Annotated in this window: 44 protein-coding genes; 42 read left to right on the forward strand and 2 right to left on the reverse strand. The window is 51.2% G+C overall.

Features of this window, described 5'->3' with window-relative positions:
* The first annotated feature begins 17 nt into the window (after positions 1-17).
* The 4 genes from kefG to slyD all read left to right on the forward strand — a co-directional run bounded on the left by kefG (position 18) and on the right by slyD (position 3,269).
* A complete protein-coding gene (gene kefG, locus LCS67_RS01830) occupies positions 18-569 on the forward strand; it encodes a glutathione-regulated potassium-efflux system ancillary protein KefG (protein WP_000081820.1) in 552 nt (183 codons plus the stop codon).
* Entirely contained in the window at positions 569-2,374 is a 1,806-nt protein-coding gene (gene kefB / locus LCS67_RS01835; RefSeq protein WP_000398129.1) for a glutathione-regulated potassium-efflux system protein KefB, read from the forward strand. The genes kefG and kefB overlap by 1 nt, the downstream gene beginning before the upstream one ends.
* A 9-nt stretch (positions 2,375-2,383) precedes the next feature.
* Positions 2,384-2,584, forward strand: coding sequence for a YheV family putative zinc ribbon protein (locus LCS67_RS01840; protein WP_001007735.1), 201 nt, complete (start codon positions 2,384-2,386; stop codon positions 2,582-2,584).
* 94 nt (positions 2,585-2,678) lie between these two features.
* The gene (slyD, locus tag LCS67_RS01845) at positions 2,679-3,269 is read left to right on the forward strand and encodes a peptidylprolyl isomerase (protein ID WP_000861341.1); all 591 of its coding nucleotides are present in this window, start codon (positions 2,679-2,681) and stop codon (positions 3,267-3,269) included.
* Positions 3,270-3,457: 188 nt separating this feature from the next.
* Here slyD and LCS67_RS01850 read toward each other — a convergent pair whose 3' ends face one another.
* Complete coding sequence (locus LCS67_RS01850) at positions 3,458-3,676, reverse strand: protein SlyX (protein WP_001152701.1); 219 nt, start codon at positions 3,674-3,676, stop codon at positions 3,458-3,460.
* 219 nt (positions 3,677-3,895) lie between these two features.
* On the opposite strand from LCS67_RS01850, the gene fkpA reads away from it, so the two are divergent.
* The 11 genes from fkpA to bfr all read left to right on the forward strand — a co-directional run bounded on the left by fkpA (position 3,896) and on the right by bfr (position 12,211).
* Positions 3,896-4,714 (forward strand): FKBP-type peptidyl-prolyl cis-trans isomerase, encoded by an 819-nt coding sequence (gene fkpA / locus LCS67_RS01855; protein WP_000838225.1) that lies wholly within the window; start codon positions 3,896-3,898, stop codon positions 4,712-4,714.
* Between the two features lie 276 nt (positions 4,715-4,990).
* On the forward strand, positions 4,991-5,713 hold the full coding sequence (locus tag LCS67_RS01860) for a transcriptional regulator (RefSeq protein WP_000091471.1): 723 nt from the start codon (positions 4,991-4,993) through the stop codon (positions 5,711-5,713).
* Positions 5,713-6,099 (forward strand): sulfurtransferase complex subunit TusD, encoded by a 387-nt coding sequence (gene tusD / locus LCS67_RS01865; RefSeq protein WP_001268010.1) that lies wholly within the window; start codon positions 5,713-5,715, stop codon positions 6,097-6,099. The genes LCS67_RS01860 and tusD overlap by 1 nt, the downstream gene beginning before the upstream one ends.
* On the forward strand, positions 6,099-6,455 hold the full coding sequence (gene tusC, locus LCS67_RS01870; RefSeq protein ID WP_000820705.1) for a sulfurtransferase complex subunit TusC: 357 nt from the start codon (positions 6,099-6,101) through the stop codon (positions 6,453-6,455). Before tusD ends, tusC begins: the two co-directional genes overlap by 1 nt.
* Before the next feature lie 7 nt (positions 6,456-6,462).
* On the forward strand, positions 6,463-6,750 hold the full coding sequence (gene tusB, locus LCS67_RS01875; protein WP_000903398.1) for a sulfurtransferase complex subunit TusB: 288 nt from the start codon (positions 6,463-6,465) through the stop codon (positions 6,748-6,750).
* 125 nt (positions 6,751-6,875) lie between these two features.
* Positions 6,876-7,250 (forward strand): 30S ribosomal protein S12, encoded by a 375-nt coding sequence (gene rpsL / locus LCS67_RS01880; protein WP_000246815.1) that lies wholly within the window; start codon positions 6,876-6,878, stop codon positions 7,248-7,250.
* 95 nt (positions 7,251-7,345) lie between these two features.
* Positions 7,346-7,816 (forward strand): 30S ribosomal protein S7, encoded by a 471-nt coding sequence (gene rpsG, locus LCS67_RS01885; protein ID WP_001138042.1) that lies wholly within the window; start codon positions 7,346-7,348, stop codon positions 7,814-7,816.
* Positions 7,817-7,912: 96 nt separating this feature from the next.
* Positions 7,913-10,027 (forward strand): elongation factor G, encoded by a 2,115-nt coding sequence (gene fusA, locus LCS67_RS01890; protein WP_000124693.1) that lies wholly within the window; start codon positions 7,913-7,915, stop codon positions 10,025-10,027.
* 71 nt (positions 10,028-10,098) lie between these two features.
* Entirely contained in the window at positions 10,099-11,283 is a 1,185-nt protein-coding gene (gene tuf, locus LCS67_RS01895) for an elongation factor Tu (protein WP_000031748.1), read from the forward strand.
* Positions 11,284-11,467: 184 nt separating this feature from the next.
* The gene (bfd, locus tag LCS67_RS01900; RefSeq protein WP_000289082.1) at positions 11,468-11,662 is read left to right on the forward strand and encodes a bacterioferritin-associated ferredoxin; all 195 of its coding nucleotides are present in this window, start codon (positions 11,468-11,470) and stop codon (positions 11,660-11,662) included.
* Between the two features lie 72 nt (positions 11,663-11,734).
* On the forward strand, positions 11,735-12,211 hold the full coding sequence (gene bfr, locus LCS67_RS01905; RefSeq protein ID WP_000675530.1) for a bacterioferritin: 477 nt from the start codon (positions 11,735-11,737) through the stop codon (positions 12,209-12,211).
* Here the strand turns inward: bfr and hopD are convergent.
* The gene (hopD, locus tag LCS67_RS01910) at positions 12,208-12,675 is read right to left on the reverse strand and encodes a prepilin peptidase (RefSeq protein WP_000495848.1); all 468 of its coding nucleotides are present in this window, start codon (positions 12,673-12,675) and stop codon (positions 12,208-12,210) included. The two genes, bfr and hopD, sit on opposite strands and share 4 nt — an antisense overlap.
* A 379-nt stretch (positions 12,676-13,054) precedes the next feature.
* On the opposite strand from hopD, the gene rpsJ reads away from it, so the two are divergent.
* The 27 genes from rpsJ to LCS67_RS02045 all read left to right on the forward strand — a co-directional run bounded on the left by rpsJ (position 13,055) and on the right by LCS67_RS02045 (position 26,284).
* On the forward strand, positions 13,055-13,366 hold the full coding sequence (rpsJ, locus tag LCS67_RS01915) for a 30S ribosomal protein S10 (RefSeq protein ID WP_001181005.1): 312 nt from the start codon (positions 13,055-13,057) through the stop codon (positions 13,364-13,366).
* 32 nt (positions 13,367-13,398) lie between these two features.
* Positions 13,399-14,028, forward strand: a complete 630-nt coding sequence (rplC, locus tag LCS67_RS01920; protein ID WP_000579838.1) for a 50S ribosomal protein L3 — start codon at positions 13,399-13,401, stop codon at positions 14,026-14,028.
* Positions 14,029-14,038: 10 nt separating this feature from the next.
* On the forward strand, positions 14,039-14,644 hold the full coding sequence (gene rplD, locus LCS67_RS01925; protein WP_000424395.1) for a 50S ribosomal protein L4: 606 nt from the start codon (positions 14,039-14,041) through the stop codon (positions 14,642-14,644).
* Positions 14,641-14,943 (forward strand): 50S ribosomal protein L23, encoded by a 303-nt coding sequence (gene rplW, locus LCS67_RS01930; protein WP_000617546.1) that lies wholly within the window; start codon positions 14,641-14,643, stop codon positions 14,941-14,943. The genes rplD and rplW overlap by 4 nt, the downstream gene beginning before the upstream one ends.
* A 17-nt stretch (positions 14,944-14,960) precedes the next feature.
* Positions 14,961-15,782: a 50S ribosomal protein L2 gene (gene rplB / locus LCS67_RS01935; RefSeq protein ID WP_000301869.1), complete on the forward strand. Its 822-nt coding sequence runs from the start codon at positions 14,961-14,963 to the stop codon at positions 15,780-15,782.
* A 16-nt stretch (positions 15,783-15,798) separates the two neighbouring features.
* Positions 15,799-16,077, forward strand: coding sequence for a 30S ribosomal protein S19 (gene rpsS, locus LCS67_RS01940; RefSeq protein WP_001138115.1), 279 nt, complete (start codon positions 15,799-15,801; stop codon positions 16,075-16,077).
* A 14-nt stretch (positions 16,078-16,091) separates the two neighbouring features.
* Positions 16,092-16,424, forward strand: a complete 333-nt coding sequence (gene rplV / locus LCS67_RS01945) for a 50S ribosomal protein L22 (RefSeq protein WP_000447529.1) — start codon at positions 16,092-16,094, stop codon at positions 16,422-16,424.
* 17 nt (positions 16,425-16,441) lie between these two features.
* Positions 16,442-17,143, forward strand: a complete 702-nt coding sequence (gene rpsC, locus LCS67_RS01950; RefSeq protein ID WP_000529945.1) for a 30S ribosomal protein S3 — start codon at positions 16,442-16,444, stop codon at positions 17,141-17,143.
* A 12-nt stretch (positions 17,144-17,155) separates the two neighbouring features.
* Positions 17,156-17,566, forward strand: coding sequence for a 50S ribosomal protein L16 (gene rplP / locus LCS67_RS01955; RefSeq protein WP_000941208.1), 411 nt, complete (start codon positions 17,156-17,158; stop codon positions 17,564-17,566).
* Entirely contained in the window at positions 17,566-17,757 is a 192-nt protein-coding gene (gene rpmC, locus LCS67_RS01960) for a 50S ribosomal protein L29 (protein ID WP_000644742.1), read from the forward strand. The genes rplP and rpmC overlap by 1 nt, the downstream gene beginning before the upstream one ends.
* A complete protein-coding gene (gene rpsQ, locus LCS67_RS01965; protein WP_000130101.1) occupies positions 17,757-18,011 on the forward strand; it encodes a 30S ribosomal protein S17 in 255 nt (84 codons plus the stop codon). Before rpmC ends, rpsQ begins: the two co-directional genes overlap by 1 nt.
* A gap of 163 nt (positions 18,012-18,174) precedes the next feature.
* Positions 18,175-18,546, forward strand: coding sequence for a 50S ribosomal protein L14 (gene rplN / locus LCS67_RS01970; RefSeq protein ID WP_000613954.1), 372 nt, complete (start codon positions 18,175-18,177; stop codon positions 18,544-18,546).
* A 10-nt stretch (positions 18,547-18,556) separates the two neighbouring features.
* Entirely contained in the window at positions 18,557-18,871 is a 315-nt protein-coding gene (gene rplX, locus LCS67_RS01975) for a 50S ribosomal protein L24 (RefSeq protein WP_000729185.1), read from the forward strand.
* Between the two features lie 14 nt (positions 18,872-18,885).
* Positions 18,886-19,425, forward strand: a complete 540-nt coding sequence (rplE, locus tag LCS67_RS01980) for a 50S ribosomal protein L5 (RefSeq protein ID WP_001096206.1) — start codon at positions 18,886-18,888, stop codon at positions 19,423-19,425.
* Positions 19,426-19,439: 14 nt separating this feature from the next.
* Positions 19,440-19,745, forward strand: a complete 306-nt coding sequence (rpsN, locus tag LCS67_RS01985) for a 30S ribosomal protein S14 (RefSeq protein WP_001118932.1) — start codon at positions 19,440-19,442, stop codon at positions 19,743-19,745.
* Positions 19,746-19,778: 33 nt separating this feature from the next.
* Positions 19,779-20,171, forward strand: a complete 393-nt coding sequence (rpsH, locus tag LCS67_RS01990; RefSeq protein WP_000062611.1) for a 30S ribosomal protein S8 — start codon at positions 19,779-19,781, stop codon at positions 20,169-20,171.
* Between the two features lie 12 nt (positions 20,172-20,183).
* Positions 20,184-20,717, forward strand: coding sequence for a 50S ribosomal protein L6 (rplF, locus tag LCS67_RS01995; protein ID WP_000091939.1), 534 nt, complete (start codon positions 20,184-20,186; stop codon positions 20,715-20,717).
* Positions 20,718-20,726: 9 nt separating this feature from the next.
* A complete protein-coding gene (gene rplR, locus LCS67_RS02000; RefSeq protein ID WP_000358956.1) occupies positions 20,727-21,080 on the forward strand; it encodes a 50S ribosomal protein L18 in 354 nt (117 codons plus the stop codon).
* A gap of 14 nt (positions 21,081-21,094) precedes the next feature.
* Positions 21,095-21,598 carry a 30S ribosomal protein S5 gene (gene rpsE, locus LCS67_RS02005; RefSeq protein ID WP_000940121.1) on the forward strand — a complete coding sequence of 168 codons (504 nt, stop codon included), beginning with the start codon at positions 21,095-21,097 and terminating at the stop codon, positions 21,596-21,598.
* 3 nt (positions 21,599-21,601) lie between these two features.
* Positions 21,602-21,781 carry a 50S ribosomal protein L30 gene (rpmD, locus tag LCS67_RS02010; protein WP_001140434.1) on the forward strand — a complete coding sequence of 60 codons (180 nt, stop codon included), beginning with the start codon at positions 21,602-21,604 and terminating at the stop codon, positions 21,779-21,781.
* Between the two features lie 3 nt (positions 21,782-21,784).
* The gene (gene rplO / locus LCS67_RS02015) at positions 21,785-22,219 is read left to right on the forward strand and encodes a 50S ribosomal protein L15 (RefSeq protein WP_001238917.1); all 435 of its coding nucleotides are present in this window, start codon (positions 21,785-21,787) and stop codon (positions 22,217-22,219) included.
* 7 nt (positions 22,220-22,226) lie between these two features.
* Positions 22,227-23,558, forward strand: coding sequence for a preprotein translocase subunit SecY (gene secY, locus LCS67_RS02020; RefSeq protein ID WP_001118864.1), 1,332 nt, complete (start codon positions 22,227-22,229; stop codon positions 23,556-23,558).
* Positions 23,559-23,589: 31 nt separating this feature from the next.
* Positions 23,590-23,706: a 50S ribosomal protein L36 gene (rpmJ, locus tag LCS67_RS02025; RefSeq protein ID WP_000868187.1), complete on the forward strand. Its 117-nt coding sequence runs from the start codon at positions 23,590-23,592 to the stop codon at positions 23,704-23,706.
* A gap of 146 nt (positions 23,707-23,852) precedes the next feature.
* On the forward strand, positions 23,853-24,209 hold the full coding sequence (gene rpsM, locus LCS67_RS02030) for a 30S ribosomal protein S13 (protein WP_000090780.1): 357 nt from the start codon (positions 23,853-23,855) through the stop codon (positions 24,207-24,209).
* 16 nt (positions 24,210-24,225) lie between these two features.
* Entirely contained in the window at positions 24,226-24,615 is a 390-nt protein-coding gene (gene rpsK / locus LCS67_RS02035) for a 30S ribosomal protein S11 (protein WP_001029758.1), read from the forward strand.
* Between the two features lie 33 nt (positions 24,616-24,648).
* Complete coding sequence (gene rpsD / locus LCS67_RS02040) at positions 24,649-25,269, forward strand: 30S ribosomal protein S4 (RefSeq protein ID WP_000135226.1); 621 nt, start codon at positions 24,649-24,651, stop codon at positions 25,267-25,269.
* A 25-nt stretch (positions 25,270-25,294) separates the two neighbouring features.
* A complete protein-coding gene (locus LCS67_RS02045; protein WP_001162094.1) occupies positions 25,295-26,284 on the forward strand; it encodes a DNA-directed RNA polymerase subunit alpha in 990 nt (329 codons plus the stop codon).
* Positions 26,285-26,319: the final 35 nt, after the last annotated feature.

Consider the following 26,319-nt stretch of genomic DNA (forward strand, 5'->3'; position numbering starts at 1 on the left):
AACCGGGAGGGGGATTGATGTCTCAGCCAGCGAAAGTCTTGCTGTTGTATGCCCATCCGGAATCTCAGGACTCGGTTGCTAACCGGGTACTGCTTAAACCGGCCATACAGCACAATAACGTAACCGTGCACGATCTTTATGCGCGCTATCCTGATTTTTTTATCGACACGCCCTATGAACAAGCCCTGTTACGTGAGCACGACGTCATTGTTTTTCAGCATCCCCTTTACACCTATAGCTGTCCGGCTTTACTGAAAGAATGGCTTGATCGCGTTTTGAGTCGGGGGTTCGCCAGCGGACCAGGGGGAAACCAACTGGTGGGAAAGTACTGGCGTAGCGTGATTACGACCGGCGAGCCGGAGAGCGCTTACCGGTATGACGCGCTAAACCGCTATCCAATGAGCGATGTACTGCGCCCCTTTGAATTGACCGCGGCCATGTGCCGGATGCACTGGATGCCGCCCATTATTGTGTACTGGGCGCGGCGCCAGTCGCCGCAGACGCTGGCCAGTCATGCGAAAGCCTATGGCGAGTGGCTGGCGAATCCTGTGAGCGCGGGAGGCTATTGATGGAAGGTGCTGATTTATTGACAGCGGGAGTGTTGTTTCTCTTCGCGGCGGTGGCGGCGGTGCCGCTGGCGGCCAGGCTGGGCATCGGCGCGGTGCTAGGGTATTTGCTGGCGGGAATCGCCATCGGTCCGTGGGGGCTGGGATTTATCAGCGACGTTGACGAGATCCTGCACTTTTCCGAACTGGGCGTCGTGTTTCTGATGTTTATCATTGGTCTCGAACTCAATCCGTCCCGGCTTTGGCAACTACGGCGCTCTATCTTCGGCGTCGGCGCTGCTCAGGTGCTGTTAAGCGCGGCGGTGCTGGCGGGGTTATTGATGCTTGCTGATTTCTTATGGCAGGCGGCGGTCGTCGGCGGGATTGGCCTGGCGATGTCTTCGACGGCGATGGCGCTACAACTGATGCGCGAGAAAGGCATGAACCGTAGCGAGTCCGGGCAGTTAGGGTTTTCCGTCTTACTGTTTCAGGATTTAGCGGTGATCCCCGCACTGGCGTTGGTGCCTTTATTGGCGGGATCGGCCGACGAGCATTTCGACTGGTTTAAAGTGGCAATGAAGGTATTGGCCTTCGCGGTAATGCTGATTGGCGGTCGTTACCTGTTGCGCCCGGTATTTCGTTTTATTGCTGCGTCCGGCGTGCGGGAGGTCTTCACTGCCGCGACGTTGTTGCTGGTGTTGAGCGCCGCCTTATTTATGGACGCGCTGGGACTGTCGATGGCCCTGGGAACCTTCATTGCCGGCGTTTTACTGGCAGAGAGCGAATACCGGCATGAGCTGGAAAACGCTATCGATCCCTTTAAAGGTTTACTGCTTGGGCTGTTCTTTATCTCCGTCGGTATGTCGCTAAATCTCGGCGTACTTTATACCCATTTACTGTGGGTGGCGGCGAGCGTTGTTATTCTGGTCGCCATAAAAATGCTGACGCTGTATCTGCTGGCGCGGCTATATGGAATAAGAAGTTCTGAACGGATGCAGTTTGCCAGCGTGCTGAGTCAGGGGGGCGAGTTCGCTTTTGTGCTCTTTTCTACCGCCTCTTCTCAGCGCCTGTTTCAGGGCGATCAGATGGCGTTATTATTGGTGACTGTCACGTTATCAATGATGACCACGCCGCTACTGATGAAAGGGATTGATAAGTGGTTATCGCGCCGCCTTAATGGCCCGGAAGAGAATGATGAAAAGCCGTGGGTTGAGGATGATAAGCCCCAGGTGATTGTCGTCGGCTTTGGCCGTTTTGGTCAGGTGATCGCTCGCTTATTGATGGCGAATAAGATGCGTATCACCGTGCTGGAACGCGATATCGGCGCCGTTAATCTGATGCGCAAATATGGTTATAAAGTGTATTACGGCGACGCTACACAAGTCGAGCTGCTGCGTTCTGCGGGCGCGGAGGCGGCGGAGTCGATAGTCATCACATGTAATGAACCGGAAGACACGATGAAGCTGGTGGCGCTGTGTCAGCAGCATTTTCCTCATCTGCATATTCTTGCGCGAGCGCGTGGACGTGTGGAGGCCCATGAGTTATTACAGGCTGGCGTCACGCAGTTTTCCCGTGAAACGTTTTCCAGCGCGCTGGAATTGGGACGTAAAACTCTGGTGTCGTTAGGTATGCATCCGCATCAGGCGCAACGCGCGCAGTTGCATTTTCGTCGGCTGGATATGCGAATGTTGCGGGAGCTGATCCCGGAGCATAGCGACATGGTACAGATTTCGCGCGCCAGAGAGGCCCGACGCGAGCTGGAGGAGATTTTTCAGCGCGAAATGCAACAGGAACGGCGCCAGTTGGATGGCTGGGATGAATTTGAGTAGAGGTGAACAATGGCAATCCGTAAACGTTTTATTGCAGGCGCGAAATGTCCGGCCTGTCAGGCGCAGGATACAATGGCGATGTGGCGTGAAAATAATGTCGATATTGTTGAATGCGTTAAGTGCGGGCATCAAATGCGGGAAGCGGATAAAGACGTTCGCGAGCATGTTCGCAAAGAAGAGCAAGTGATCGGGATTTTTCATCCGGACTAGCGATATGCCGCAGGTTTTTTTAAGCTAAGGGGTACACGGCTGCAGAATTCCGCTACAATCTGCGCCACTATTCTTCCCATGCTCAGGAGATATCATGAAAGTAGCAAAAGACCTGGTGGTCAGCCTGGCCTATCAGGTACGTACAGAAGACGGTGTGTTGGTTGATGAGTCTCCGGTGAGTGCGCCGCTGGATTACCTGCACGGTCACGGCTCCCTGATCTCTGGTCTGGAAACCGCGCTGGAAGGCCATGAAGTTGGCGACAAATTTGATGTCGCTGTTGGCGCGAACGACGCTTACGGCCAGTATGACGAAAATCTGGTGCAGCGTGTGCCTAAAGACGTCTTTATGGGCGTTGATGAACTGCAGGTAGGGATGCGTTTCCTGGCTGAAACCGACCAGGGCCCGGTACCGGTAGAGATTACCGAAGTGGAAGACGATCACGTTGTGGTTGATGGTAACCACATGCTGGCGGGCCAGAATCTGAAATTTAACGTCGAAGTTGTTGCGATTCGTGAAGCGACTGAAGAAGAACTGGCTCACGGTCATGTTCACGGCGCGCACGATCACCACCACGATCACGGTGAAGACGGCTGCTGTGGCGGTCATGGTCATGACCATGGTCACGAGCACGGCGGCGAAGGCTGCTGCGGTGGCGGTGGTAAAGGCGGCTGCGGTTGCCACTAATCCCCGTCGTCTTTCAAGCCACCGCGGTGTTGGCTACGCTTTCAAACCCCGGTCACATAGTTATCTATGCTCCCGGGGAATTTTCAAGCTTGCCGCCTTGCTGTGACTCGAAATCCTTAGGGTATTATCATTGGTTCGATAAATCATCGGGCACAAAAAAAGCGGGTTAACCCCGCTTTTTTTTCGTCTCAATAATGCGGCGGCGGCGTTTCTTCTGCCTGAGAGGCGATATTTGACGGCTGACTGGCTTTTAACTTTTCCGTGAGCAAACGCAGATGATCGCGCAGCTTCGCCATCTCCATTTCATGTGCGGTTACCGTCAGGTTTAGTTCTTCTATGGTAATCTCCTGGAACGCCAGACGGCTTTCCAGTTCAGCCAGACGAGCTTCCATCGTGATATCCTGCATGATGTACCTCTTTATGTTGTCTCCGTCGGCGGATTCTACTTAACTTTACCGGCTTTCACAGCAACCATTACGCGCCCTACGAAACTAATTTAAACAAAAAGAGTCTGAAAAGAAGTGATAATAGGGCGTGTTCGTATGTTGATTTGTTCTGCAACGATTTATAGTACGCTTCTTACGTAAGTTAACATGGGGCGAGATGCCCCGGCCCTGGAGATATGGATGAAATCACTGTTTAAAGCCACGCTGCTGGCAACTACGATGGCCGTTGCTATGCACGCACCGATCACTTTTGCTGCTGATGCGGCGAAACCGGCAGCTACCGCTGATAGCAAAGCAGCATTTAAAAACGACGACCAAAAAGCGGCTTATGCGCTGGGCGCCTCGCTGGGTCGTTACATGGAAAATTCGCTTAAAGAGCAGGAAAAGTTGGGCATCAAACTGGATAAAGATCAGTTGATTGCCGGCGTTCAGGATGCCTTTGCCGATAAGAGCAAACTGTCCGATCAGGAAATTGAGCAAACGCTGCAGACGTTTGAAGCACGCGTGAAGAGCGCTGCTCAGGCGAAGATGGAAAAAGACGCTGCCGATAACGAAGCAAAAGGTAAAACGTTCCGCGACGCTTTTGCTAAAGAGAAAGGCGTGAAAACCTCCTCTACCGGTCTGCTTTACAAAGTAGAGAAAGAAGGCACAGGCGAGGCGCCGAAAGATAGCGATACCGTTGTGGTGAACTACAAAGGTACGCTGATCGACGGTAAAGAGTTTGATAACTCTTACACGCGCGGCGAACCGCTCTCCTTCCGTCTGGACGGCGTTATCCCTGGCTGGACTGAAGGCCTGAAAAATATTAAGAAAGGCGGCAAGATCAAGCTGGTTATCCCACCGGCGCTGGCCTACGGTAAAACGGGCGTTCCGGGTATCCCGGCGAACTCCACCCTGGTATTCGACGTAGAGCTGCTGGATATCAAACCAGCGCCGAAAGCGGATGCTAAACCTGCCGATGCGGCTGACGCTAAAGCCGCAGATGCTGCTAAAAAATAAAAACTGAGAGCCGCCGCTTGTAATAGCGGCGGTTTTTTTTATGCAGGCCGGATATATTACTCACCATAATTTGATTTGCGGATAACGGCGCTTGCGCTGGTCGTTAAGGGCGAGACCGTAGGCTGAATGACCGCCAACGCACACGTAGCCTGAAATAGACGAACAAATTAGTACTGGAAAGATGAACCCTCACTGTATTAATTTAATCATCCGCGTAAATAATGAGCCTGCCCTGAAAACATAACGACAGGCTCCTGAAAAGGAGTGTTTTTTTTCATGTCCAGGTCGCTTTTAACCAACGAAACCAGTGAACTTGATTTGCTGGATCAGCGTCCCTTCGAGCAAACCGACTTCGATATTCTGAAATCCTACGAAGCGGTAGTGGACGGGTTAGCGATGCTTATAGGTTCCCATTGTGAAATCGTATTGCACTCTTTGCAGGATCTAAAATGTTCAGCCATTCGTATTGCCAATGGCGAACATACGGGCCGTAAAATTGGCTCGCCGATTACCGACCTGGCGTTGCGCATGTTGCACGACATGACAGGGGCGGACAGTAGCGTGTCGAAATGCTATTTCACGCGCGCGAAAAGCGGTGTCTTGATGAAGTCGTTGACGATTGCCATTCGCAACCGCGAGCAGCGCGTCATTGGTCTACTGTGCATCAACATGAATCTTGATGTGCCATTTTCACAGATTATGAATACCTTTATTCCGCCGGAAACGCCGGAAGTCGGCTCAGCGGTTAATTTTGCCTCCTCAGTCGAAGATTTAGTCACCCAGACGCTGGAGTTCACGATCGAAGAAGTGAATGCCGATCGTAATGTCTCTAACAATGCGAAAAATCGTCAGATCGTCCTTAACCTGTACGAAAAAGGCATTTTCGATATTAAAGACGCCATTAACCAGGTAGCCGATCGTCTGAATATCTCAAAACATACGGTTTACCTCTATATTCGCCAGTTCAAAAGCGGCGATTTTCAGGGGCAGGATAAATAATGCGTTATGCCATTATGGTCACCGGGCCGGCATATGGCACCCAGCAGGCCAGCAGCGCATTGCAGTTCGCCCACGCGCTGCTCAATGAGGGGCATGAGTTAGCCAGCGTCTTTTTCTATCGGGAAGGTGTCTATAACGCCAATCTCCTGACCTCGCCGGCGAGCGATGAATATGATCTGGTACGCGCCTGGCAGAAATTGAATACGCAGCATGGCGTAGCGCTGAACATCTGTGTCGCGGCGGCGCTTCGTCGCGGTATTATTGATGAAACTGAAGCCGGCAGACTGGCGTTGCCGTCCGCCAATCTTCAGCCGGGCTTTACGCTAAGCGGACTGGGCGCGCTGGCGGAGGCATCTCTCACCTGCGATCGGGTGGTGCAGTTTTAATGAAACGTATTGCATTTGTCTTTTCCACCGCGCCACATGGTAGCGCCTCAGGTCGTGAAGGGCTGGATGCGCTGCTGGCGACGTCAGCGCTAACGGAAGCGCTGGGCGTCTTTTTTATCAGCGACGGCGTCTTTCAGTTATTACCGGGACAAAAACCAGACGCTGTGCTGGCGCGTGACTATATTGCTACTTTCAAGCTCTTTGATTTGTACGATATTGATCAATGCTGGATCTGCGCGGCATCGCTGCGCGAGCGTGGTCTGGAAAACGTTAATTTTGTGGTAGACGCCACGCCGCTGGAACCCGTGGCGTTACGCCGCGAGCTTGGCAACTATGATGTCATCCTGAGATTCTGAGGCGTTTATGCTGCATACCTTACCTCATTGCGCTTCGGGCGTTGATTTTCCCGCTTTGCTGCGCCTGCTAAAAGAGGGCGATGCGCTTTTGTTGCTCCAGGATGGCGTTACCGTCGCGATTGAAGGTAACCGCTTCCTTGAAAGTCTGCGCGATGCCCCCATAACGGTCTATGCCTTGAAAGAAGACATTGACGCCCGCGGCCTGGGGGGTCAAATTTCAGACAGTGTCGTCAGGGTTGACTATACTGAGTTTGTCAGACTCACGGTTAAGTATGCCAACCAGATGGCCTGGTGATGGCGGGATCGTTGTATATTTCTTGACACCTTTTCGACACCGCCCTAAAATTCGGCGTCCTCATATTGTGTGAGGGCGTTTTATTACGTGTTTACGAAGCAAAAGCTAAAACCAGGAGCTATTTAATGGCAACAGTTAACCAGCTGGTACGCAAACCACGTGCTCGCAAAGTTGCGAAAAGCAACGTGCCTGCGCTGGAGGCATGCCCGCAAAAACGTGGCGTATGTACTCGTGTATATACTACCACTCCTAAAAAACCGAACTCCGCACTGCGTAAAGTTTGCCGTGTTCGTCTGACTAACGGTTTTGAAGTGACTTCCTACATCGGTGGTGAAGGTCACAACCTGCAGGAGCACTCCGTGATCCTGATCCGTGGCGGTCGTGTTAAAGACCTCCCGGGTGTTCGTTACCACACCGTTCGTGGCGCGCTTGACTGCTCCGGCGTTAAAGACCGTAAGCAAGCTCGTTCTAAGTACGGCGTGAAGCGTCCTAAGGCTTAATGGTTCTCCGTTAAGTAAGGCCAAACGTTTTAAATTAATGTCAAACTAAACTCGTAGAGTTTTGGACAATCCTGAATTAACAACGGAGTATTTCCATGCCACGTCGTCGCGTCATTGGTCAGCGTAAAATTCTGCCGGATCCGAAGTTCGGATCAGAACTGCTGGCTAAATTTGTCAATATCCTGATGGTAGATGGTAAAAAATCTACTGCAGAATCAATCGTATACAGCGCGCTGGAGACCCTGGCTCAGCGTTCTGGTAAATCTGAACTGGAAGCTTTCGAAGTCGCTCTCGAAAACGTTCGCCCGACTGTAGAAGTTAAATCCCGCCGTGTAGGTGGTTCTACTTATCAGGTACCAGTTGAAGTCCGTCCGGTCCGTCGTAATGCTCTGGCAATGCGTTGGATCGTAGAAGCTGCTCGTAAACGCGGTGATAAATCCATGGCTCTGCGCCTGGCGAACGAACTTTCTGATGCTGCAGACAACAAAGGTACTGCAGTTAAGAAACGTGAAGACGTTCACCGTATGGCAGAAGCCAACAAGGCGTTCGCACACTACCGTTGGTAATCCCTTCGGAGTCATAGTCACCAGGCGGGCGCTTCAGGTAAGTCGCCCGTTTTGGATAACTTAACTGAACGCCTAAAGATATCAACGAGGAATCAAATGGCTCGTACAACACCCATCGCACGCTACCGTAATATCGGTATCAGTGCGCACATCGACGCCGGTAAAACCACTACTACCGAACGTATTCTGTTCTACACCGGTGTAAACCACAAAATCGGTGAAGTTCATGACGGCGCAGCTACCATGGACTGGATGGAGCAGGAGCAGGAGCGTGGTATTACTATCACCTCCGCAGCGACTACTGCATTCTGGTCTGGTATGGCTAAGCAGTATGAACCGCATCGCATCAACATCATCGACACCCCGGGGCACGTTGACTTCACTATCGAAGTAGAACGTTCCATGCGTGTTCTCGATGGTGCGGTAATGGTTTACTGCGCAGTTGGTGGTGTTCAGCCGCAGTCTGAAACCGTATGGCGTCAGGCAAACAAATACAAAGTTCCGCGCATTGCGTTCGTTAACAAAATGGACCGCATGGGCGCGAACTTCCTGAAAGTTGTTGGTCAGATCAAAACCCGTCTGGGCGCGAACCCGGTTCCGCTGCAGCTGGCAATTGGTGCTGAAGAAGGTTTCACCGGCGTTGTTGACCTGGTGAAAATGAAAGCCATCAACTGGAACGATGCCGACCAGGGCGTTACCTTCGAATACGAAGATATCCCGGCTGACATGCAGGACCTGGCTAACGAATGGCACCAGAACCTGATCGAGTCCGCCGCAGAAGCTTCTGAAGAGCTGATGGAAAAATACCTGGGTGGTGAAGAACTGACTGAAGAAGAGATCAAACAAGCTCTGCGTCAGCGCGTTCTGAACAACGAAATCATCCTGGTAACCTGTGGTTCTGCATTCAAGAACAAAGGTGTTCAGGCGATGCTGGATGCGGTAATTGATTACCTGCCATCCCCGGTAGACGTACCTGCGATCAACGGTATTCTGGACGACGGTAAAGATACTCCGGCTGAGCGTCACGCAAGCGACGACGAGCCGTTCTCTGCGCTGGCGTTCAAAATCGCTACCGACCCGTTTGTGGGTAACCTGACCTTCTTCCGTGTGTACTCCGGTGTGGTTAACTCTGGTGATACCGTACTGAACTCCGTGAAAACCGCACGTGAGCGTTTCGGTCGTATCGTTCAGATGCACGCCAACAAACGTGAAGAGATCAAAGAAGTTCGCGCGGGCGACATCGCGGCTGCTATCGGCCTGAAAGACGTGACTACCGGTGACACCCTGTGTGATCCGGAAAACCCGATCATTCTGGAACGTATGGAATTCCCTGAGCCGGTAATCTCCATCGCGGTAGAACCGAAAACCAAAGCTGACCAGGAAAAAATGGGTCTGGCTCTGGGCCGTCTGGCGAAAGAAGACCCGTCATTCCGCGTATGGACTGATGAAGAATCTAACCAGACCATCATCGCTGGTATGGGTGAACTTCACCTGGATATCATCGTTGACCGTATGAAGCGTGAATTCAACGTTGAAGCTAACGTGGGTAAACCTCAGGTTGCTTACCGCGAAGCGATTCGCGCGAAAGTTACCGACATCGAAGGTAAACACGCGAAACAGTCTGGTGGTCGCGGTCAGTATGGTCATGTTGTTATCGACATGTACCCGCTGGAGCCGGGCTCTAACCCGAAAGGTTACGAGTTCATCAACGACATCAAAGGTGGTGTAATTCCTGGCGAATACATCCCGGCCGTTGATAAAGGCATCCAGGAGCAGCTGAAGTCTGGCCCGCTGGCGGGTTATCCGGTAGTTGATCTCGGCGTGCGTCTGCACTTCGGTTCTTACCATGACGTTGACTCCTCTGAGCTGGCGTTTAAACTGGCTGCGTCTATCGCCTTTAAAGAAGGCTTTAAGAAAGCAAAACCAGTTCTGCTTGAGCCGATCATGAAGGTTGAAGTAGAAACACCTGAAGAGAATACCGGTGACGTTATCGGCGACCTTAGCCGCCGTCGTGGTATGCTCAAAGGTCAGGAATCTGAAGTTACAGGCGTTAAGATCCACGCTGAAGTACCGCTGTCTGAAATGTTCGGATATGCAACTCAGCTGCGTTCTCTGACCAAAGGTCGCGCATCGTACACTATGGAATTCCTGAAGTATGATGATGCGCCGAACAACGTTGCTCAGGCCGTAATCGAAGCCCGTGGTAAATAAGCCGCAGGGTTAAAAACCAAAATCCCGTGCTCTCTCCTGAAGGGGAGAGCGCTATAGTAAGGAATATAGCCGTGTCTAAAGAAAAATTTGAACGTACAAAACCGCACGTTAACGTCGGCACCATCGGCCACGTTGACCACGGTAAAACTACCCTGACCGCTGCAATCACCACCGTACTGGCTAAAACCTACGGCGGTGCTGCTCGTGCATTCGACCAGATCGATAACGCTCCGGAAGAAAAAGCGCGTGGTATCACCATCAACACTTCTCACGTTGAATACGATACCCCGACCCGCCACTACGCACACGTAGACTGCCCGGGGCACGCCGACTATGTTAAAAACATGATCACCGGTGCTGCGCAGATGGACGGCGCGATCCTGGTTGTTGCTGCGACTGACGGCCCGATGCCGCAGACCCGTGAGCACATCCTGCTGGGTCGTCAGGTAGGCGTTCCGTACATCATCGTGTTCCTGAACAAATGCGACATGGTTGATGACGAAGAGCTGCTGGAACTGGTTGAAATGGAAGTTCGTGAACTTCTGTCTCAGTACGACTTCCCGGGCGACGACACGCCGATCGTTCGTGGTTCTGCTCTGAAAGCGCTGGAAGGCGACGCAGAGTGGGAAGCGAAAATCATCGAACTGGCTGGCTTCCTGGATTCTTACATCCCGGAACCAGAGCGTGCGATTGACAAGCCGTTCCTGCTGCCGATCGAAGACGTATTCTCCATCTCCGGTCGTGGTACCGTTGTTACCGGTCGTGTAGAACGCGGTATCATCAAAGTGGGCGAAGAAGTTGAAATCGTTGGTATCAAAGAGACTCAGAAGTCTACCTGTACTGGCGTTGAAATGTTCCGCAAACTGCTGGACGAAGGCCGTGCCGGTGAGAACGTAGGTGTTCTGCTGCGTGGTATCAAACGTGAAGAAATCGAACGTGGTCAGGTACTGGCTAAGCCGGGCACCATCAAGCCGCACACCAAGTTCGAATCTGAAGTGTACATTCTGTCCAAAGATGAAGGCGGCCGTCATACTCCGTTCTTCAAAGGCTACCGTCCGCAGTTCTACTTCCGTACTACTGACGTGACTGGTACCATCGAACTGCCGGAAGGCGTAGAGATGGTAATGCCGGGCGACAACATCAAAATGGTTGTTACCCTGATCCACCCGATCGCGATGGACGACGGTCTGCGTTTCGCAATCCGTGAAGGCGGCCGTACCGTTGGCGCGGGCGTTGTTGCTAAAGTTCTGGGCTAATTACTCGTTAATTAGTTTTGAATTGAAGAGGGCGCTTCGGCGCCCTTTTTGTTGCCTGCTATTTAGCCGCTGTTATATTTATTTGCCTTTTTTAACGCTTCTCCCGTGGCGTAAATCGCTTTGTGCTATTGTAATCATAACCATTCTCATTTACAATTTGTGCAGAAATTGAACGGGAGCGATCATGTACGTTTGTTTGTGTAATGGTATAAGCGATAAAAAAATCCGCCAGGCTGTACGACAATTTCATCCACAGTCATTTCAACAGTTGCGCAAATTTATTCCTGTGGGAAATCAATGTGGTAAGTGTATTCGCGCCGCGCGAGAAGTGATGCAGGATGAGTTAACGCAAATGCCGGAATTTAAAGAGATCGCCTGAGTCACACTCTTTTTTTTGACATCCCTGTAGCCCCATCTACGCTCTAGAGAGTGGAAGCGGAGGGACTATAAAATGAAAGGTGATGTTAAAATCATAAATTATCTCAATAAACTATTGGGAAATGAGCTTGTCGCAATTAATCAGTATTTTCTTCATGCCCGTATGTTCAAAAACTGGGGGCTGACCCGGCTTAATGATGTTGAGTACCATGAATCCATTGATGAGATGAAACACGCCGATAAGTATATTGAGCGTATTTTATTTCTGGAAGGCATACCGAACCTACAGGATCTGGGCAAGCTGGGCATCGGTGAAGATGTCGAAGAGATGCTACGATCGGATCTCCGGCTCGAACTGGAAGGCGCAAAAGATCTACGTGAGGCAATAGCCTATGCCGATAGCGTTCATGATTATGTCAGCCGGGATATGATGATTGAAATTCTTGCCGACGAGGAAGGCCACATCGACTGGCTGGAAACTGAGCTGGATTTGATTGCCAAACTTGGTATGCAAAATTATCTGCAATCACAAATTAAGGTTACCGATTAACCGTCTGGAAAGAAAACTTTCCAACCTGTTATGAAACCCGCCACCGCCAGCCATGGCCCAAAAGGTAGCGGGTTTATTAATGCCGATTTACCTCTCACCAGTAGCGCGACGCCAAACCCGCCACAGGCCAACATGGCGGCAAGGAAAACCAGTAACGGCAGTGTTTCCCAACAATGCCACGCTCCTAAGGCTGCAAGGTACTTGACGTCGCCATATCCAAGCCCCTCTTTCTGATAACGCAGGCGATAGCCCCAGTAAATTAACGCGAATCCGCCATAGCCGGCGATAGCACCCCAAAGCGCATCCGGTAAACGCTCCGGCAGGCAAATCTGGTGATAAAGCAGACCACCCCACAGTAATGGACAGGTAAACCGGTCAGGCAACAGACCGGTACGCGCGTCGTATATGCCAAGTAATAAAGAGAACGACGCATAAAAAATGAGAAAGGGGAGGGCAACAAACATAAGCAAATCCTCGTCAAGGCTTGTGCTCACCTTTATAGATTTATGCGACAGCGACAACGACGTATCGCCAGATTTGCCTGATGCCTTCCAAAGAAAAGATGCGCGTTGCCATCCCATGCGTACCATCTGGAATCATGCTCGCATAAGAATAAAGCGCTTAATTTCTATCCGACACTTGCGTCAGGCTGAGATTTACGTATAATGCGCGGGCTTGTCGTAATTGACGGCAGGTTCGATTTGAACCTCGAATAGCCGATTTGGCTATTTAACAATGCTCCCAATCGGGGAGCTACGTAAGAACGGTTACACTCTCCCATCAATCGTAATGGGTGTGAGGAGTAATCATTTTCGTTTATAAAATAATTGGAGCTCTGGTCTCATGCAGAACCAAAGAATCCGTATCCGCCTGAAAGCGTTTGATCATCGTCTGATCGATCAATCAACCGCGGAAATCGTCGAGACTGCCAAGCGCACTGGTGCGCAGGTTCGCGGTCCGATCCCGCTGCCGACCCGCAAAGAGCGCTTTACCGTTCTGATCTCTCCGCACGTTAACAAAGATGCGCGCGATCAGTACGAAATTCGCACTCACAAGCGTCTGGTTGACATCGTTGAGCCAACCGAGAAAACCGTTGATGCTCTGATGCGTCTGGACCTGGCTGCCGGTGTAGACGTGCAGATCAGCCTGGGTTAATCAGGTCATCGAGCGATTGAGAGGTTGATACAATGATTGGTTTAGTCGGTAAAAAAGTGGGTATGACCCGCATCTTCACTGAAGATGGCGTCTCTATCCCAGTAACCGTAATCGAAGTTGAAGCAAACCGTGTTACTCAGGTTAAAGACCTGGCTAACGATGGCTACCGCGCTGTTCAGGTTACTACGGGTGCTAAAAAAGCTAACCGTGTCACCAAGCCGGAAGCGGGTCACTTTGCTAAAGCTGGCGTAGAAGCTGGCCGTGGTCTGTGGGAATTCCGCCTGGCTGAAGGCGAAGAATACACCGTAGGTCAGAGCATCAGCGTTGAACTGTTTGCTGACGTTAAAAAAGTTGACGTAACCGGTACCTCTAAAGGTAAAGGTTTCGCTGGTACCGTTAAGCGCTGGAACTTCCGTACCCAGGACGCTACTCACGGTAACTCCTTGTCTCACCGCGTTCCGGGTTCTATCGGTCAGAACCAGACTCCGGGCAAAGTGTTCAAAGGCAAGAAAATGGCAGGTCAGATGGGTAATGAGCGCGTAACCGTTCAGAGCCTTGACGTAGTACGCGTTGACGCTGAGCGCAACCTGCTGCTGGTTAAGGGTGGTGTTCCGGGTGCAACCGGTTGCGACCTGATCGTTAAACCAGCTGTGAAGGCGTAAGGGGATAGCAATGGAATTAGTATTGAAAGACGCGCAGAGCGCGCTGACTGTTTCCGAAACTACCTTCGGTCGTGATTTCAACGAAGCGCTGGTTCACCAGGTTGTTGTTGCTTATGCAGCTGGTGCTCGTCAGGGTACTCGTGCTCAGAAGACTCGTGCTGAAGTAACTGGTTCCGGTAAAAAACCGTGGCGCCAGAAAGGCACTGGCCGTGCGCGTTCAGGTTCTATCAAGAGCCCGATCTGGCGTTCCGGTGGCGTGACCTTCGCTGCTCGTCCGCAGGACCACAGTCAAAAAGTTAACAAGAAGATGTACCGCGGCGCGCTGAAAAGCATCCTGTCCGAACTGGTACGTCAGGATCGTCTGATCGTTGTCGAGAAGTTCTCTGTAGAAGCGCCGAAAACTAAGCTGCTGGCACAGAAACTGAAAGACATGGCTCTGGAAGATGTGCTGATCATCACCGGTGAGCTGGACGAGAACCTGTTCCTGGCCGCACGTAACCTGCACAAGGTTGACGTACGCGATGCGACTGGTATCGACCCGGTTAGCCTGATCGCCTTCGACAAAGTCGTAATGACTGCTGATGCTGTTAAGCAAGTTGAGGAGATGCTGGCATGATTCGTGAAGAACGTCTGCTGAAGGTGCTGCGCGCACCGCACGTTTCTGAAAAAGCGTCTACTGCGATGGAAAAAACTAACACCATCGTTCTCAAAGTTGCTAAAGACGCGACCAAAGCAGAAATCAAAGCTGCTGTGCAGAAACTGTTTGAAGTCGAAGTCGAAGTCGTTAACACCCTGGTTGTTAAAGGGAAAGTTAAACGTCACGGACAGCGTATCGGTCGTCGTAGCGACTGGAAAAAAGCTTACGTCACCCTGAAAGAAGGCCAGAATCTGGACTTCGTCGGCGGCGCTGAGTAAGTCGGAGGAGTAATACAATGGCAGTTGTTAAATGTAAACCGACATCTCCGGGTCGTCGCCACGTCGTTAAAGTGGTCAACCCAGAGCTGCACAAGGGCAAACCTTTTGCTCCGCTGGTTGAAAAAAACAGCAAATCCGGTGGTCGTAACAACAATGGCCGTATCACCACTCGTCATATCGGTGGTGGTCACAAACAGGCTTATCGTATTGTTGACTTCAAACGCAACAAAGACGGTATCCCGGCAGTTGTTGAACGTCTTGAGTACGACCCGAACCGTTCCGCGAACATCGCGCTGGTTCTGTACAAAGACGGCGAACGCCGTTACATCCTGGCCCCGAAAGGCCTGAAAGCTGGCGACCAGATTCAGTCTGGCGTTGATGCTGCAATCAAAGCAGGCAACACCCTGCCGATGCGCAATATCCCGGTTGGTTCTACCGTTCATAACGTAGAAATGAAACCAGGTAAAGGCGGTCAGCTGGCGCGTTCCGCTGGTACTTACGTTCAGATCGTTGCTCGCGATGGCGCTTATGTCACCCTGCGTCTGCGTTCTGGTGAAATGCGTAAAGTCGAAGCAGACTGCCGTGCAACCCTGGGCGAAGTTGGCAATGCTGAGCATATGCTGCGCGTTCTGGGTAAAGCAGGTGCTGCACGCTGGCGTGGCGTTCGTCCTACCGTTCGCGGTACTGCGATGAACCCAGTAGACCACCCACATGGTGGTGGTGAAGGTCGTAACTTTGGTAAGCACCCGGTAACTCCGTGGGGCGTTCAGACCAAAGGTAAGAAGACCCGCAGCAACAAGCGTACTGATAAATTCATCGTACGTCGCCGTAGCAAATAATTTTAGAGGATAAGCCATGCCACGTTCTCTCAAGAAAGGTCCTTTTATTGACCTGCACTTGCTGAAGAAGGTAGAGAAAGCGGTGGAAAGCGGAGACAAGAAGCCCCTGCGCACTTGGTCCCGTCGTTCAACGATCTTTCCTAACATGATCGGTTTGACCATCGCTGTCCATAATGGTCGTCAGCACGTTCCGGTATTTGTTTCCGACGAAATGGTCGGTCACAAACTGGGTGAATTCGCACCGACTCGTACTTATCGCGGCCACGCTGCTGATAAAAAAGCGAAGAAGAAATAAGGTAGGAGGAAGAGATGGAAACTATCGCTAAACATCGCCATGCTCGTTCTTCTGCTCAGAAGGTTCGCCTTGTTGCTGACCTGATTCGCGGTAAGAAAGTGTCGCAGGCTCTGGATATTCTGACCTACACCAACAAGAAAGCGGCTGTACTGGTCAAGAAAGTTCTGGAATCTGCCATTGCTAACGCTGAACACAACGATGGCGCTGACATTGACGATCTGAAAGTTACGAAAATTTTCGTAGACGAAGGCCCGAGCATGAAGCGCATTATGCCGCGTGCAAAAGGTCGTGCAGATCGCATCCTGAAGCGCACCAGCCACATCACTGTGGTTGTGTCCGATCGCTGAGACTCTGGAGACTAGCAATGGGTCAGAAAGTACATCCTAATGGTATTCGCCTGGGTATTGTAAAACCATGGAACTCTACCTGGTTTGCGAACACCAAAGAATTCGCTGACAACCTGGACAGCGATTTTAAAGTACGTCAGTACCTGACGAAGGAACTGGCTAAAGCGTCTGTATCTCGTATCGTTATCGAGCGTCCGGCTAAGAGCATCCGTGTGACTATTCACACCGCTCGCCCGGGTATCGTTATCGGTAAAAAAGGTGAAGACGTAGAAAAACTGCGTAAGGTCGTAGCGGATATCGCTGGCGTTCCTGCACAGATCAACATCGCCGAAGTTCGTAAACCTGAACTGGACGCTAAACTGGTTGCTGACAGCATCACTTCTCAGCTGGAACGTCGCGTTATGTTCCGTCGTGCGATGAAGCGTGCTGTACAGAACGCCATGCGTCTGGGCGCTAAAGGTATCAAAGTTGAAGTTAGCGGCCGTCTGGGCGGCGCGGAAATCGCACGTACCGAATGGTACCGCGAAGGTCGCGTACCGCTGCACACTCTGCGTGCTGATATCGACTACAACACCTCTGAAGCGCACACCACTTATGGTGTAATCGGCGTTAAAGTGTGGATCTTCAAAGGCGAGATCCTGGGTGGTATGGCTGCTGTTGAACAACCGGAAAAACCGGCTGCTCAACCGAAAAAGCAGCAGCGTAAAGGCCGTAAATAAGGAGCGTCGCTGATGTTACAACCAAAGCGTACAAAATTCCGTAAAATGCACAAAGGCCGCAACCGTGGTCTGGCTGCAGGCGCGGATGTTAGCTTCGGCAGCTTCGGCCTGAAAGCTGTTGGCCGTGGTCGTCTGACTGCCCGTCAGATCGAAGCAGCACGTCGTGCTATGACCCGTGCAGTTAAGCGTCAAGGTAAGATCTGGATCCGTGTATTCCCGGACAAACCGATCACTGAAAAGCCGCTGGCAGTGCGTATGGGTAAAGGTAAAGGTAACGTGGAGTATTGGGTTGCCTTGATTCAGCCGGGTAAAGTCCTGTATGAAATGGACGGCGTACCGGAAGAGCTGGCCCGTGAAGCATTCAAGCTGGCAGCAGCGAAACTGCCGATTAAAACCACCTTTGTAACTAAGACGGTGATGTAATGAAAGCAAAAGAGCTGCGTGAGAAGAGCGTTGAAGAGCTGAACACCGAGCTACTGAACCTGCTGCGTGAGCAGTTCAACCTGCGTATGCAGGCTGCAAGTGGCCAGCTGCAACAGTCTCACCTGTTGAAGCAAGTGCGTCGTGATGTCGCACGCGTTAAGACTTTACTGACTGAGAAGGCGGGTGCGTAATGACCGATAAAATCCGTACTCTGCAAGGTCGCGTGGTTAGCGACAAAATGGAGAAATCCATTGTTGTTGCTATCGAACGTTTTGTGAAACACCCGATCTACGGTAAATTCATCAAGCGTACGACCAAAATGCACGTACATGACGAGAACAACGAATGCGGTATCGGCGACGTGGTTGAAATCCGCGAATGCCGTCCGCTGTCCAAGACCAAATCCTGGACTCTGGTTCGCGTTGTAGAGAAAGCGGTTCTGTAATACAGTACGCATTCTCAACGAATAAACGGCTCAGCGATGGGCCGTTTATTTTTTCTACCCATATCTGATTTGCGGTGTTATAATGCCGCGCCCTCGATATGGGGTTTTTTTAACGACCTGATTTTCGGGTCTCAGTAGTAGTTGACATTAGCGGAGCACTAAAATGATCCAAGAACAGACTATGCTGAACGTCGCCGACAACTCCGGTGCACGTCGCGTAATGTGTATCAAGGTTCTGGGTGGCTCGCACCGTCGCTACGCAGGCGTAGGCGACATCATTAAGATCACCATCAAAGAAGCGATTCCGCGTGGTAAGGTCAAAAAAGGTGATGTGCTGAAGGCGGTAGTGGTGCGCACCAAGAAGGGTGTTCGTCGCCCGGACGGTTCTGTCATTCGCTTCGATGGTAATGCATGCGTTATTTTAAACAATAACAGCGAGCAGCCTATCGGTACGCGTATTTTTGGGCCGGTAACTCGTGAACTTCGTAACGAGAAGTTCATGAAAATTATCTCTCTGGCACCAGAAGTACTCTAAGGAGCGAATCATGGCAGCGAAAATCCGTCGTGATGACGAAGTTATCGTGTTAACCGGTAAAGATAAAGGTAAACGCGGTAAAGTTAAGAATGTCCTGTCTTCCGGCAAGGTCATTGTTGAAGGTATCAACCTGGTTAAGAAACACCAGAAGCCGGTTCCGGCTCTGAACCAACCGGGCGGCATCGTTGAAAAAGAAGCTGCAATTCAGGTTTCTAACGTTGCAATCTTCAATGCGGCAACCGGCAAGGCTGACCGTGTAGGCTTTAGATTCGAAGACGGCAAAAAAGTCCGTTTCTTCAAGTCTAACAGCGAAACTATCAAGTAATTTGGAGTAGTACGATGGCGAAACTGCATGATTACTACAAAGACGAAGTAGTTAACAAACTCATGACTGAGTTTAACTACAATTCTGTCATGCAAGTCCCTCGGGTCGAGAAGATCACCCTGAACATGGGTGTTGGTGAAGCGATCGCTGACAAGAAACTGCTGGATAACGCAGCAGCAGACCTGACAGCAATCTCCGGTCAAAAACCGTTGATCACCAAAGCACGCAAATCTGTTGCAGGCTTCAAAATCCGTCAGGGCTATCCGATCGGCTGTAAAGTAACTCTGCGTGGCGAACGCATGTGGGAGTTCTTTGAGCGCCTGATCACTATTGCTGTTCCTCGTATCCGTGACTTCCGTGGCTTGTCCGCTAAGTCATTCGACGGTCGTGGTAACTACAGCATGGGTGTCCGTGAGCAGATCATCTTCCCAGAAATCGACTACGATAAAGTCGACCGCGTTCGTGGTTTGGATATTACCATTACCACTACTGCGAAATCTGACGAAGAAGGCCGTGCTCTGCTGGCTGCCTTTGACTTCCCGTTCCGCAAGTAAGGTAGGGTTACTAAATGGCTAAGCAATCAATGAAAGCACGCGAAGTAAAACGCGTAGCTTTAGCTGATAAATACTTCGCGAAACGCGCTGAACTGAAAGCGATCATCTCTGATGTGAACGCAACCGACGAAGATCGTTGGAATGCGGTTCTTAAGCTGCAGACTCTGCCGCGTGATTCCAGCCCGTCACGTCAGCGTAACCGCTGCCGTCAAACTGGTCGTCCGCACGCTTTCCTGCGGAAGTTCGGGTTGAGCCGTATTAAGGTCCGTGAAGCCGCTATGCGCGGTGAAATTCCGGGTCTGAAAAAGGCTAGCTGGTAATTGTCACCAATTGAATCACGGGAGTAAAGACAGATGAGCATGCAAGATCCGATCGCGGATATGCTGACCCGTATCCGTAACGGTCAGGCCGCGAACAAAGCTGCGGTCACCATGCCTTCCTCCAAGCTGAAAGTGGCAATTGCCAACGTGCTGAAGGAAGAAGGTTTTATTGAAGATTTTAAAGTTGAAGGCGACACCAAGCCGGAACTGGAACTGACTCTTAAGTATTTCCAGGGTAAAGCTGTTGTAGAAAGCATTCAGCGTGTCAGCCGCCCAGGTCTGCGCATCTACAAACGTAAAGATGAGCTGCCGAAAGTTATGGCCGGTCTGGGTATCGCAGTTGTTTCTACCTCTAAAGGTGTTATGACTGATCGTGCAGCGCGCCAGGCTGGTCTTGGTGGCGAAATTATCTGCTACGTAGCCTAATCGGAGGAAAAAATGTCTCGTGTTGCTAAAGCACCGGTCGTTGTTCCTGCCGGCGTTGATGTCAAAATCAACGGTCAGGTTATTACGATCAAAGGTAAAAACGGCGAGCTGACTCGTACTCTCAACGATGCTGTTGAAGTTAAACATGCAGATAATGCACTGACCTTCGGTCCGCGTGATGGTTACGCAGACGGTTGGGCACAGGCTGGTACCGCGCGTGCCCTGCTGAACTCAATGGTTATCGGTGTTACCGAAGGCTTCACTAAGAAGCTGCAGCTGGTTGGTGTAGGTTATCGTGCAGCGGTTAAAGGGAATGTAGTAAACCTGTCTTTAGGTTTCTCTCACCCGGTTGACCATCAGCTGCCGGCAGGTATCACTGCTGAATGTCCGACTCAAACTGAAATCGTGCTGAAAGGCGCTGATAAGCAGGTGATCGGCCAGGTTGCAGCAGATCTGCGCGCCTACCGTCGTCCTGAGCCTTACAAAGGCAAGGGTGTTCGTTACGCCGACGAAGTCGTGCGTACCAAAGAGGCTAAGAAGAAGTAAGGTAACACTATGGATAAGAAATCTGCTCGTATCCGTCGTGCGACCCGCGCACGCCGCAAGCTCAAAGAGCTGGGCGCAACTCGCCTGGTGGTACATCGTACCCCGCGTCATATTTACGCACAGGTAATTGCACCGAACGGTTCTGAAGTTCTGGTAGCTGCTTCTACTGTAGAAAAAGCTATCGCTGAACAACTGAAGTACACCGGTAACAAAGACGCGGCTGCAGCTGTGGGTAAAGCTGTCGCTGAACGCGCTCTGGAAAAAGGCATCAAAGATGTGTCCTTTGACCGTTCCGGGTTCCAATATCATGGTCGTGTCCAGGCACTGGCAGATGCTGCCCGTGAAGCTGGCCTTCAGTTCTAAGGTAGAGGTGTAAGATGGCTCACATCGAAAAACAAGCTGGCGAACTGCAGGAAAAGCTGATCGCGGTAAACCGCGTATCTAAAACCGTTAAAGGTGGTCGTATTTTCTCCTTCACAGCTCTGACTGTAGTAGGCGATGGTAACGGTCGCGTAGGTTTTGGTTACGGTAAAGCGCGTGAAGTTCCAGCAGCGATCCAGAAAGCGATGGAAAAAGCCCGTCGCAATATGATTAACGTCGCGCTGAACAACGGCACCCTGCAGCACCCGGTTAAAGGTGTTCACACGGGGTCTCGTGTATTCATGCAGCCAGCTTCCGAAGGTACCGGTATCATCGCCGGTGGTGCAATGCGCGCCGTTCTGGAAGTTGCTGGGGTTCATAACGTTCTGGCTAAAGCATACGGTTCCACCAACCCGATCAACGTGGTTCGTGCAACTATTGATGGCCTGGAAAATATGAATTCTCCAGAAATGGTCGCTGCCAAGCGTGGTAAATCCGTTGAAGAAATTCTGGGGAAATAAACCATGGCAAAGACTATTAAAATTACTCAAACCCGCAGTGCAATCGGTCGTCTGCCGAAACACAAGGCAACGCTGCTTGGCCTGGGTCTGCGTCGTATTGGCCACACCGTAGAGCGCGAGGATACTCCTGCTGTTCGTGGTATGGTCAACGCGGTTTCCTTCATGGTTAAAGTTGAGGAGTAAGAGATGCGTTTAAATACTCTGTCTCCGGCCGAAGGCTCCAAAAAGGCGGGTAAACGCCTGGGTCGTGGTATCGGTTCTGGCCTCGGTAAAACCGGTGGTCGTGGTCACAAAGGTCAGAAGTCTCGTTCTGGCGGTGGCGTACGTCGCGGTTTCGAGGGTGGTCAGATGCCTCTGTACCGTCGTCTGCCGAAATTCGGCTTCACTTCTCGCAAAGCAGCGATTACAGCCGAAGTTCGTCTGTCTGACCTGGCGAAAGTAGAAGGCGGCGTTGTAGACCTGAACACGCTGAAAGCGGCAAACATTATCGGTATCCAGATCGAGTTCGCGAAAGTGATCCTGGCTGGCGAAGTCACTACTCCGGTAACTGTTCGTGGCCTGCGTGTTACTAAAGGCGCTCGTGCTGCTATCGAAGCTGCTGGCGGTAAAATCGAGGAATAAGTAGCAGATGGCTAAACAACCGGGATTAGATTTTCAAAGTGCCAAAGGTGGCTTAGGTGAGCTGAAACGCAGACTGCTGTTTGTTATCGGCGCGCTGATTGTGTTCCGTATTGGCTCTTTTATTCCGATCCCTGGTATTGATGCCGCTGTACTTGCCAAACTGCTTGAGCAACAGCGAGGCACCATCATTGAAATGTTTAACATGTTCTCTGGTGGTGCTCTCAGCCGTGCTTCTATCTTTGCCCTGGGGATCATGCCGTATATTTCGGCGTCGATCATTATCCAGCTGTTGACGGTGGTTCATCCAACGCTGGCAGAAATTAAGAAAGAAGGGGAGTCTGGTCGTCGTAAGATCAGCCAGTACACCCGTTACGGTACTCTGGTGCTGGCGATATTCCAGTCGATCGGTATTGCTACCGGTTTGCCGAATATGCCTGGTATGCAGGGCCTGGTGATGAATCCAGGCTTTGCATTCTATTTCACCGCTGTTGTAAGTCTGGTTACAGGAACCATGTTCCTGATGTGGCTCGGCGAACAGATTACTGAGCGCGGTATCGGTAACGGTATCTCAATCATCATCTTCGCTGGTATCGTTGCGGGACTCCCGCCAGCCATTGCCCATACTATCGAGCAAGCGCGTCAAGGCGACCTGCACTTCCTCGTGTTGCTGTTGGTTGCAGTATTAGTATTTGCAGTGACGTTCTTTGTAGTATTCGTTGAACGTGGTCAACGCCGTATTGTGGTAAACTACGCCAAACGTCAGCAAGGTCGTCGTGTCTATGCTGCACAGAGCACACATTTACCGCTGAAAGTGAATATGGCGGGGGTAATCCCGGCAATCTTCGCTTCCAGTATTATTCTGTTCCCGGCGACCATCGCGTCATGGTTCGGGGGCGGTACTGGTTGGAACTGGCTGACAACAATTTCGCTGTATTTGCAGCCTGGGCAACCGCTTTATGTGTTACTCTATGCGTCTGCAATCATCTTCTTCTGTTTCTTCTACACGGCGTTGGTTTTCAACCCGCGTGAAACAGCAGATAACCTGAAGAAGTCCGGTGCATTTGTACCAGGAATTCGTCCGGGAGAGCAAACGGCGAAGTATATCGATAAAGTAATGACCCGCCTGACCCTGGTTGGTGCGCTGTATATTACCTTTATCTGCCTGATCCCGGAGTTCATGCGTGATGCAATGAAAGTGCCGTTCTACTTCGGTGGGACCTCACTGCTTATCGTTGTTGTCGTGATTATGGACTTTATGGCTCAAGTGCAAACTCTGATGATGTCCAGTCAGTATGAGTCTGCATTGAAGAAGGCGAACCTGAAAGGCTACGGCCGTTAATTGGTCGCCTGAGAAGTTACGGAGAGTAAAAATGAAAGTTCGTGCTTCCGTCAAGAAATTATGCCGTAACTGCAAAATCGTTAAGCGTGATGGTGTCATCCGTGTGATTTGCAGTGCCGAGCCGAAGCATAAACAGCGCCAAGGCTGATTTTTTCGCATATTTTTCTTGCAAAGTTGGGTTGAGCTGGCTAGATTAGCCAGCCAATCTTTTGTATGTCTGTACGTTTCCATTTGAGTATCCTGAAAACGGGCTTTTCAGCATGGTACGTACATATTAAATAGTAGGAGTGCATAGTGGCCCGTATAGCAGGCATTAACATTCCTGATCAGAAACACGCCGTGATCGCGTTAACTTCGATCTACGGTGTCGGCAAGACCCGTTCTAAAGCCATCCTGGCTGCAGCGGGTATCGCTGAAAATGTTAAGATCAGTGAGCTGTCTGAAGAACAAATCGACACGCTGCGTGACGAAGTTGCCAAATTTGTCGTTGAAGGTGATCTGCGCCGTGAAATCAGCATGAGCATCAAGCGCCTGATGGATCTTGGTTGCTATCGCGGTTTGCGTCATCGTCGTGGTCTCCCGGTTCGCGGTCAGCGTACCAAGACCAACGCTCGTACCCGTAAGGGTCCGCGCAAACCGATCAAGAAATAATCGGGGTGATTGAATAATGGCAAAGGCACCAGTTCGCGCACGTAAACGTGTAAGAAAACAAGTCTCTGACGGCGTGGCTCATATCCATGCTTCTTTCAACAACACCATCGTGACTATTACCGATCGTCAGGGTAATGCGCTGGGTTGGGCAACAGCCGGTGGTTCCGGTTTCCGTGGTTCTCGCAAATCCACTCCGTTTGCAGCTCAGGTTGCAGCAGAGCGTTGCGCTGACGCCGTGAAAGAATACGGTATCAAGAATCTGGAAGTTATGGTTAAAGGTCCGGGTCCAGGCCGCGAATCTACTATTCGTGCTCTGAACGCCGCTGGTTTCCGCATCACTAATATTACTGATGTGACTCCGATCCCTCATAACGGTTGTCGTCCGCCGAAAAAACGTCGCGTATAACGCTTCGTTTTCCAGGTTAGTTGGAGAAAGAAAATGGCAAGATATTTGGGTCCTAAGCTCAAGCTGAGCCGTCGTGAGGGCACCGACTTATTCCTTAAGTCTGGCGTTCGCGCGATCGATACCAAGTGTAAAATTGAACAAGCTCCTGGCCAGCACGGTGCGCGTAAGCCGCGTCTGTCTGACTATGGTGTGCAGTTGCGTGAAAAGCAAAAAGTTCGCCGCATTTACGGTGTGCTGGAGCGTCAGTTCCGTAACTACTACAAAGAAGCAGCACGTCTGAAAGGCAACACCGGTGAAAACCTGTTGGCTCTGCTGGAAGGTCGTCTGGACAACGTTGTATACCGTATGGGCTTCGGCGCCACTCGTGCAGAAGCACGTCAGCTGGTTAGCCATAAAGCAATTATGGTAAACGGTCGTGTTGTTAACATCGCTTCTTATCAGGTTAGTCCGAATGACGTTGTTAGCATTCGTGAGAAAGCGAAGAAGCAGTCTCGCGTGAAAGCCGCTCTGGAGCTGGCTGAGCAGCGTGAAAAGCCAACCTGGCTGGAAGTTGATGCTGGCAAGATGGAAGGTACGTACAAGCGTAAGCCTGAGCGTTCTGATCTGTCTGCGGACATTAACGAACACCTGATCGTCGAGCTTTACTCCAAGTAAAGCTTAGTACCAAAGAGAGGACACAATGCAGGGTTCTGTGACAGAGTTTCTAAAACCGCGCCTGGTAGATATCGAGCAAGTGAGTTCGACGCACGCCAAGGTGACCCTTGAGCCTTTAGAGCGTGGCTTCGGCCATACTCTGGGTAACGCACTGCGCCGTATTCTGCTCTCATCGATGCCGGGTTGCGCGGTGACCGAGGTTGAGATTGATGGTGTACTACATGAGTACAGCACCAAAGAAGGCGTTCAGGAAGACATCCTGGAAATCCTGCTCAACCTGAAAGGGCTGGCGGTGAGAGTTCAGGGTAAAGATGAAGTTATTCTTACCTTGAATAAATCTGGCATTGGCCCTGTGACTGCAGCCGATATCACCCATGATGGGGATGTCGAAATCGTCAAGCCGCAGCACGTGATCTGCCACCTGACCGATGAAAACGCGTCTATTAGTATGCGTATCAAAGTTCAGCGCGGTCGTGGTTATGTGCCGGCTTCTACCCGAATTCATTCGGAAGAAGATGAGCGCCCAATCGGCCGTCTGCTGGTCGACGCCTGCTACAGCCCTGTAGAGCGTATTGCCTACAATGTTGAAGCAGCGCGTGTAGAACAGCGTACCGACCTGGACAAGCTGGTCATCGAAATGGAAACCAACGGCACAATCGATCCTGAAGAGGCGATTCGTCGTGCGGCAACCATCCTGGCTGAACAACTGGAAGCTTTCGTTGATTTACGTGATGTACGTCAACCGGAAGTGAAAGAAGAGAAACCAGAATTCGATCCGATCCTGCTGCGCCCTGTTGACGATCTGGAATTGACTGTCCGCTCTGCTAACTGCCTCAAGGCAGAAGCTATCCACTATATCGGTGATCTGGTACAGCGTACCGAGGTTGAGCTTCTTAAGACGCCTAACCTGGGTAAAAAATCTCTTACCGAGATTAAAGACGTGCTGGCTTCCCGTGGACTGTCTCTGGGTATGCGCCTGGAAAACTGGCCACCGGCAAGCATCGCTGACGAGTAACCGGATCACAGGTTAAGGTTTTACTGAGAAGGATA

The sequence above is a fragment of the Salmonella sp. A7 genome, assembly GCF_020181675.1.
GTDB lineage: Bacteria > Pseudomonadota > Gammaproteobacteria > Enterobacterales > Enterobacteriaceae > Salmonella > Salmonella enterica.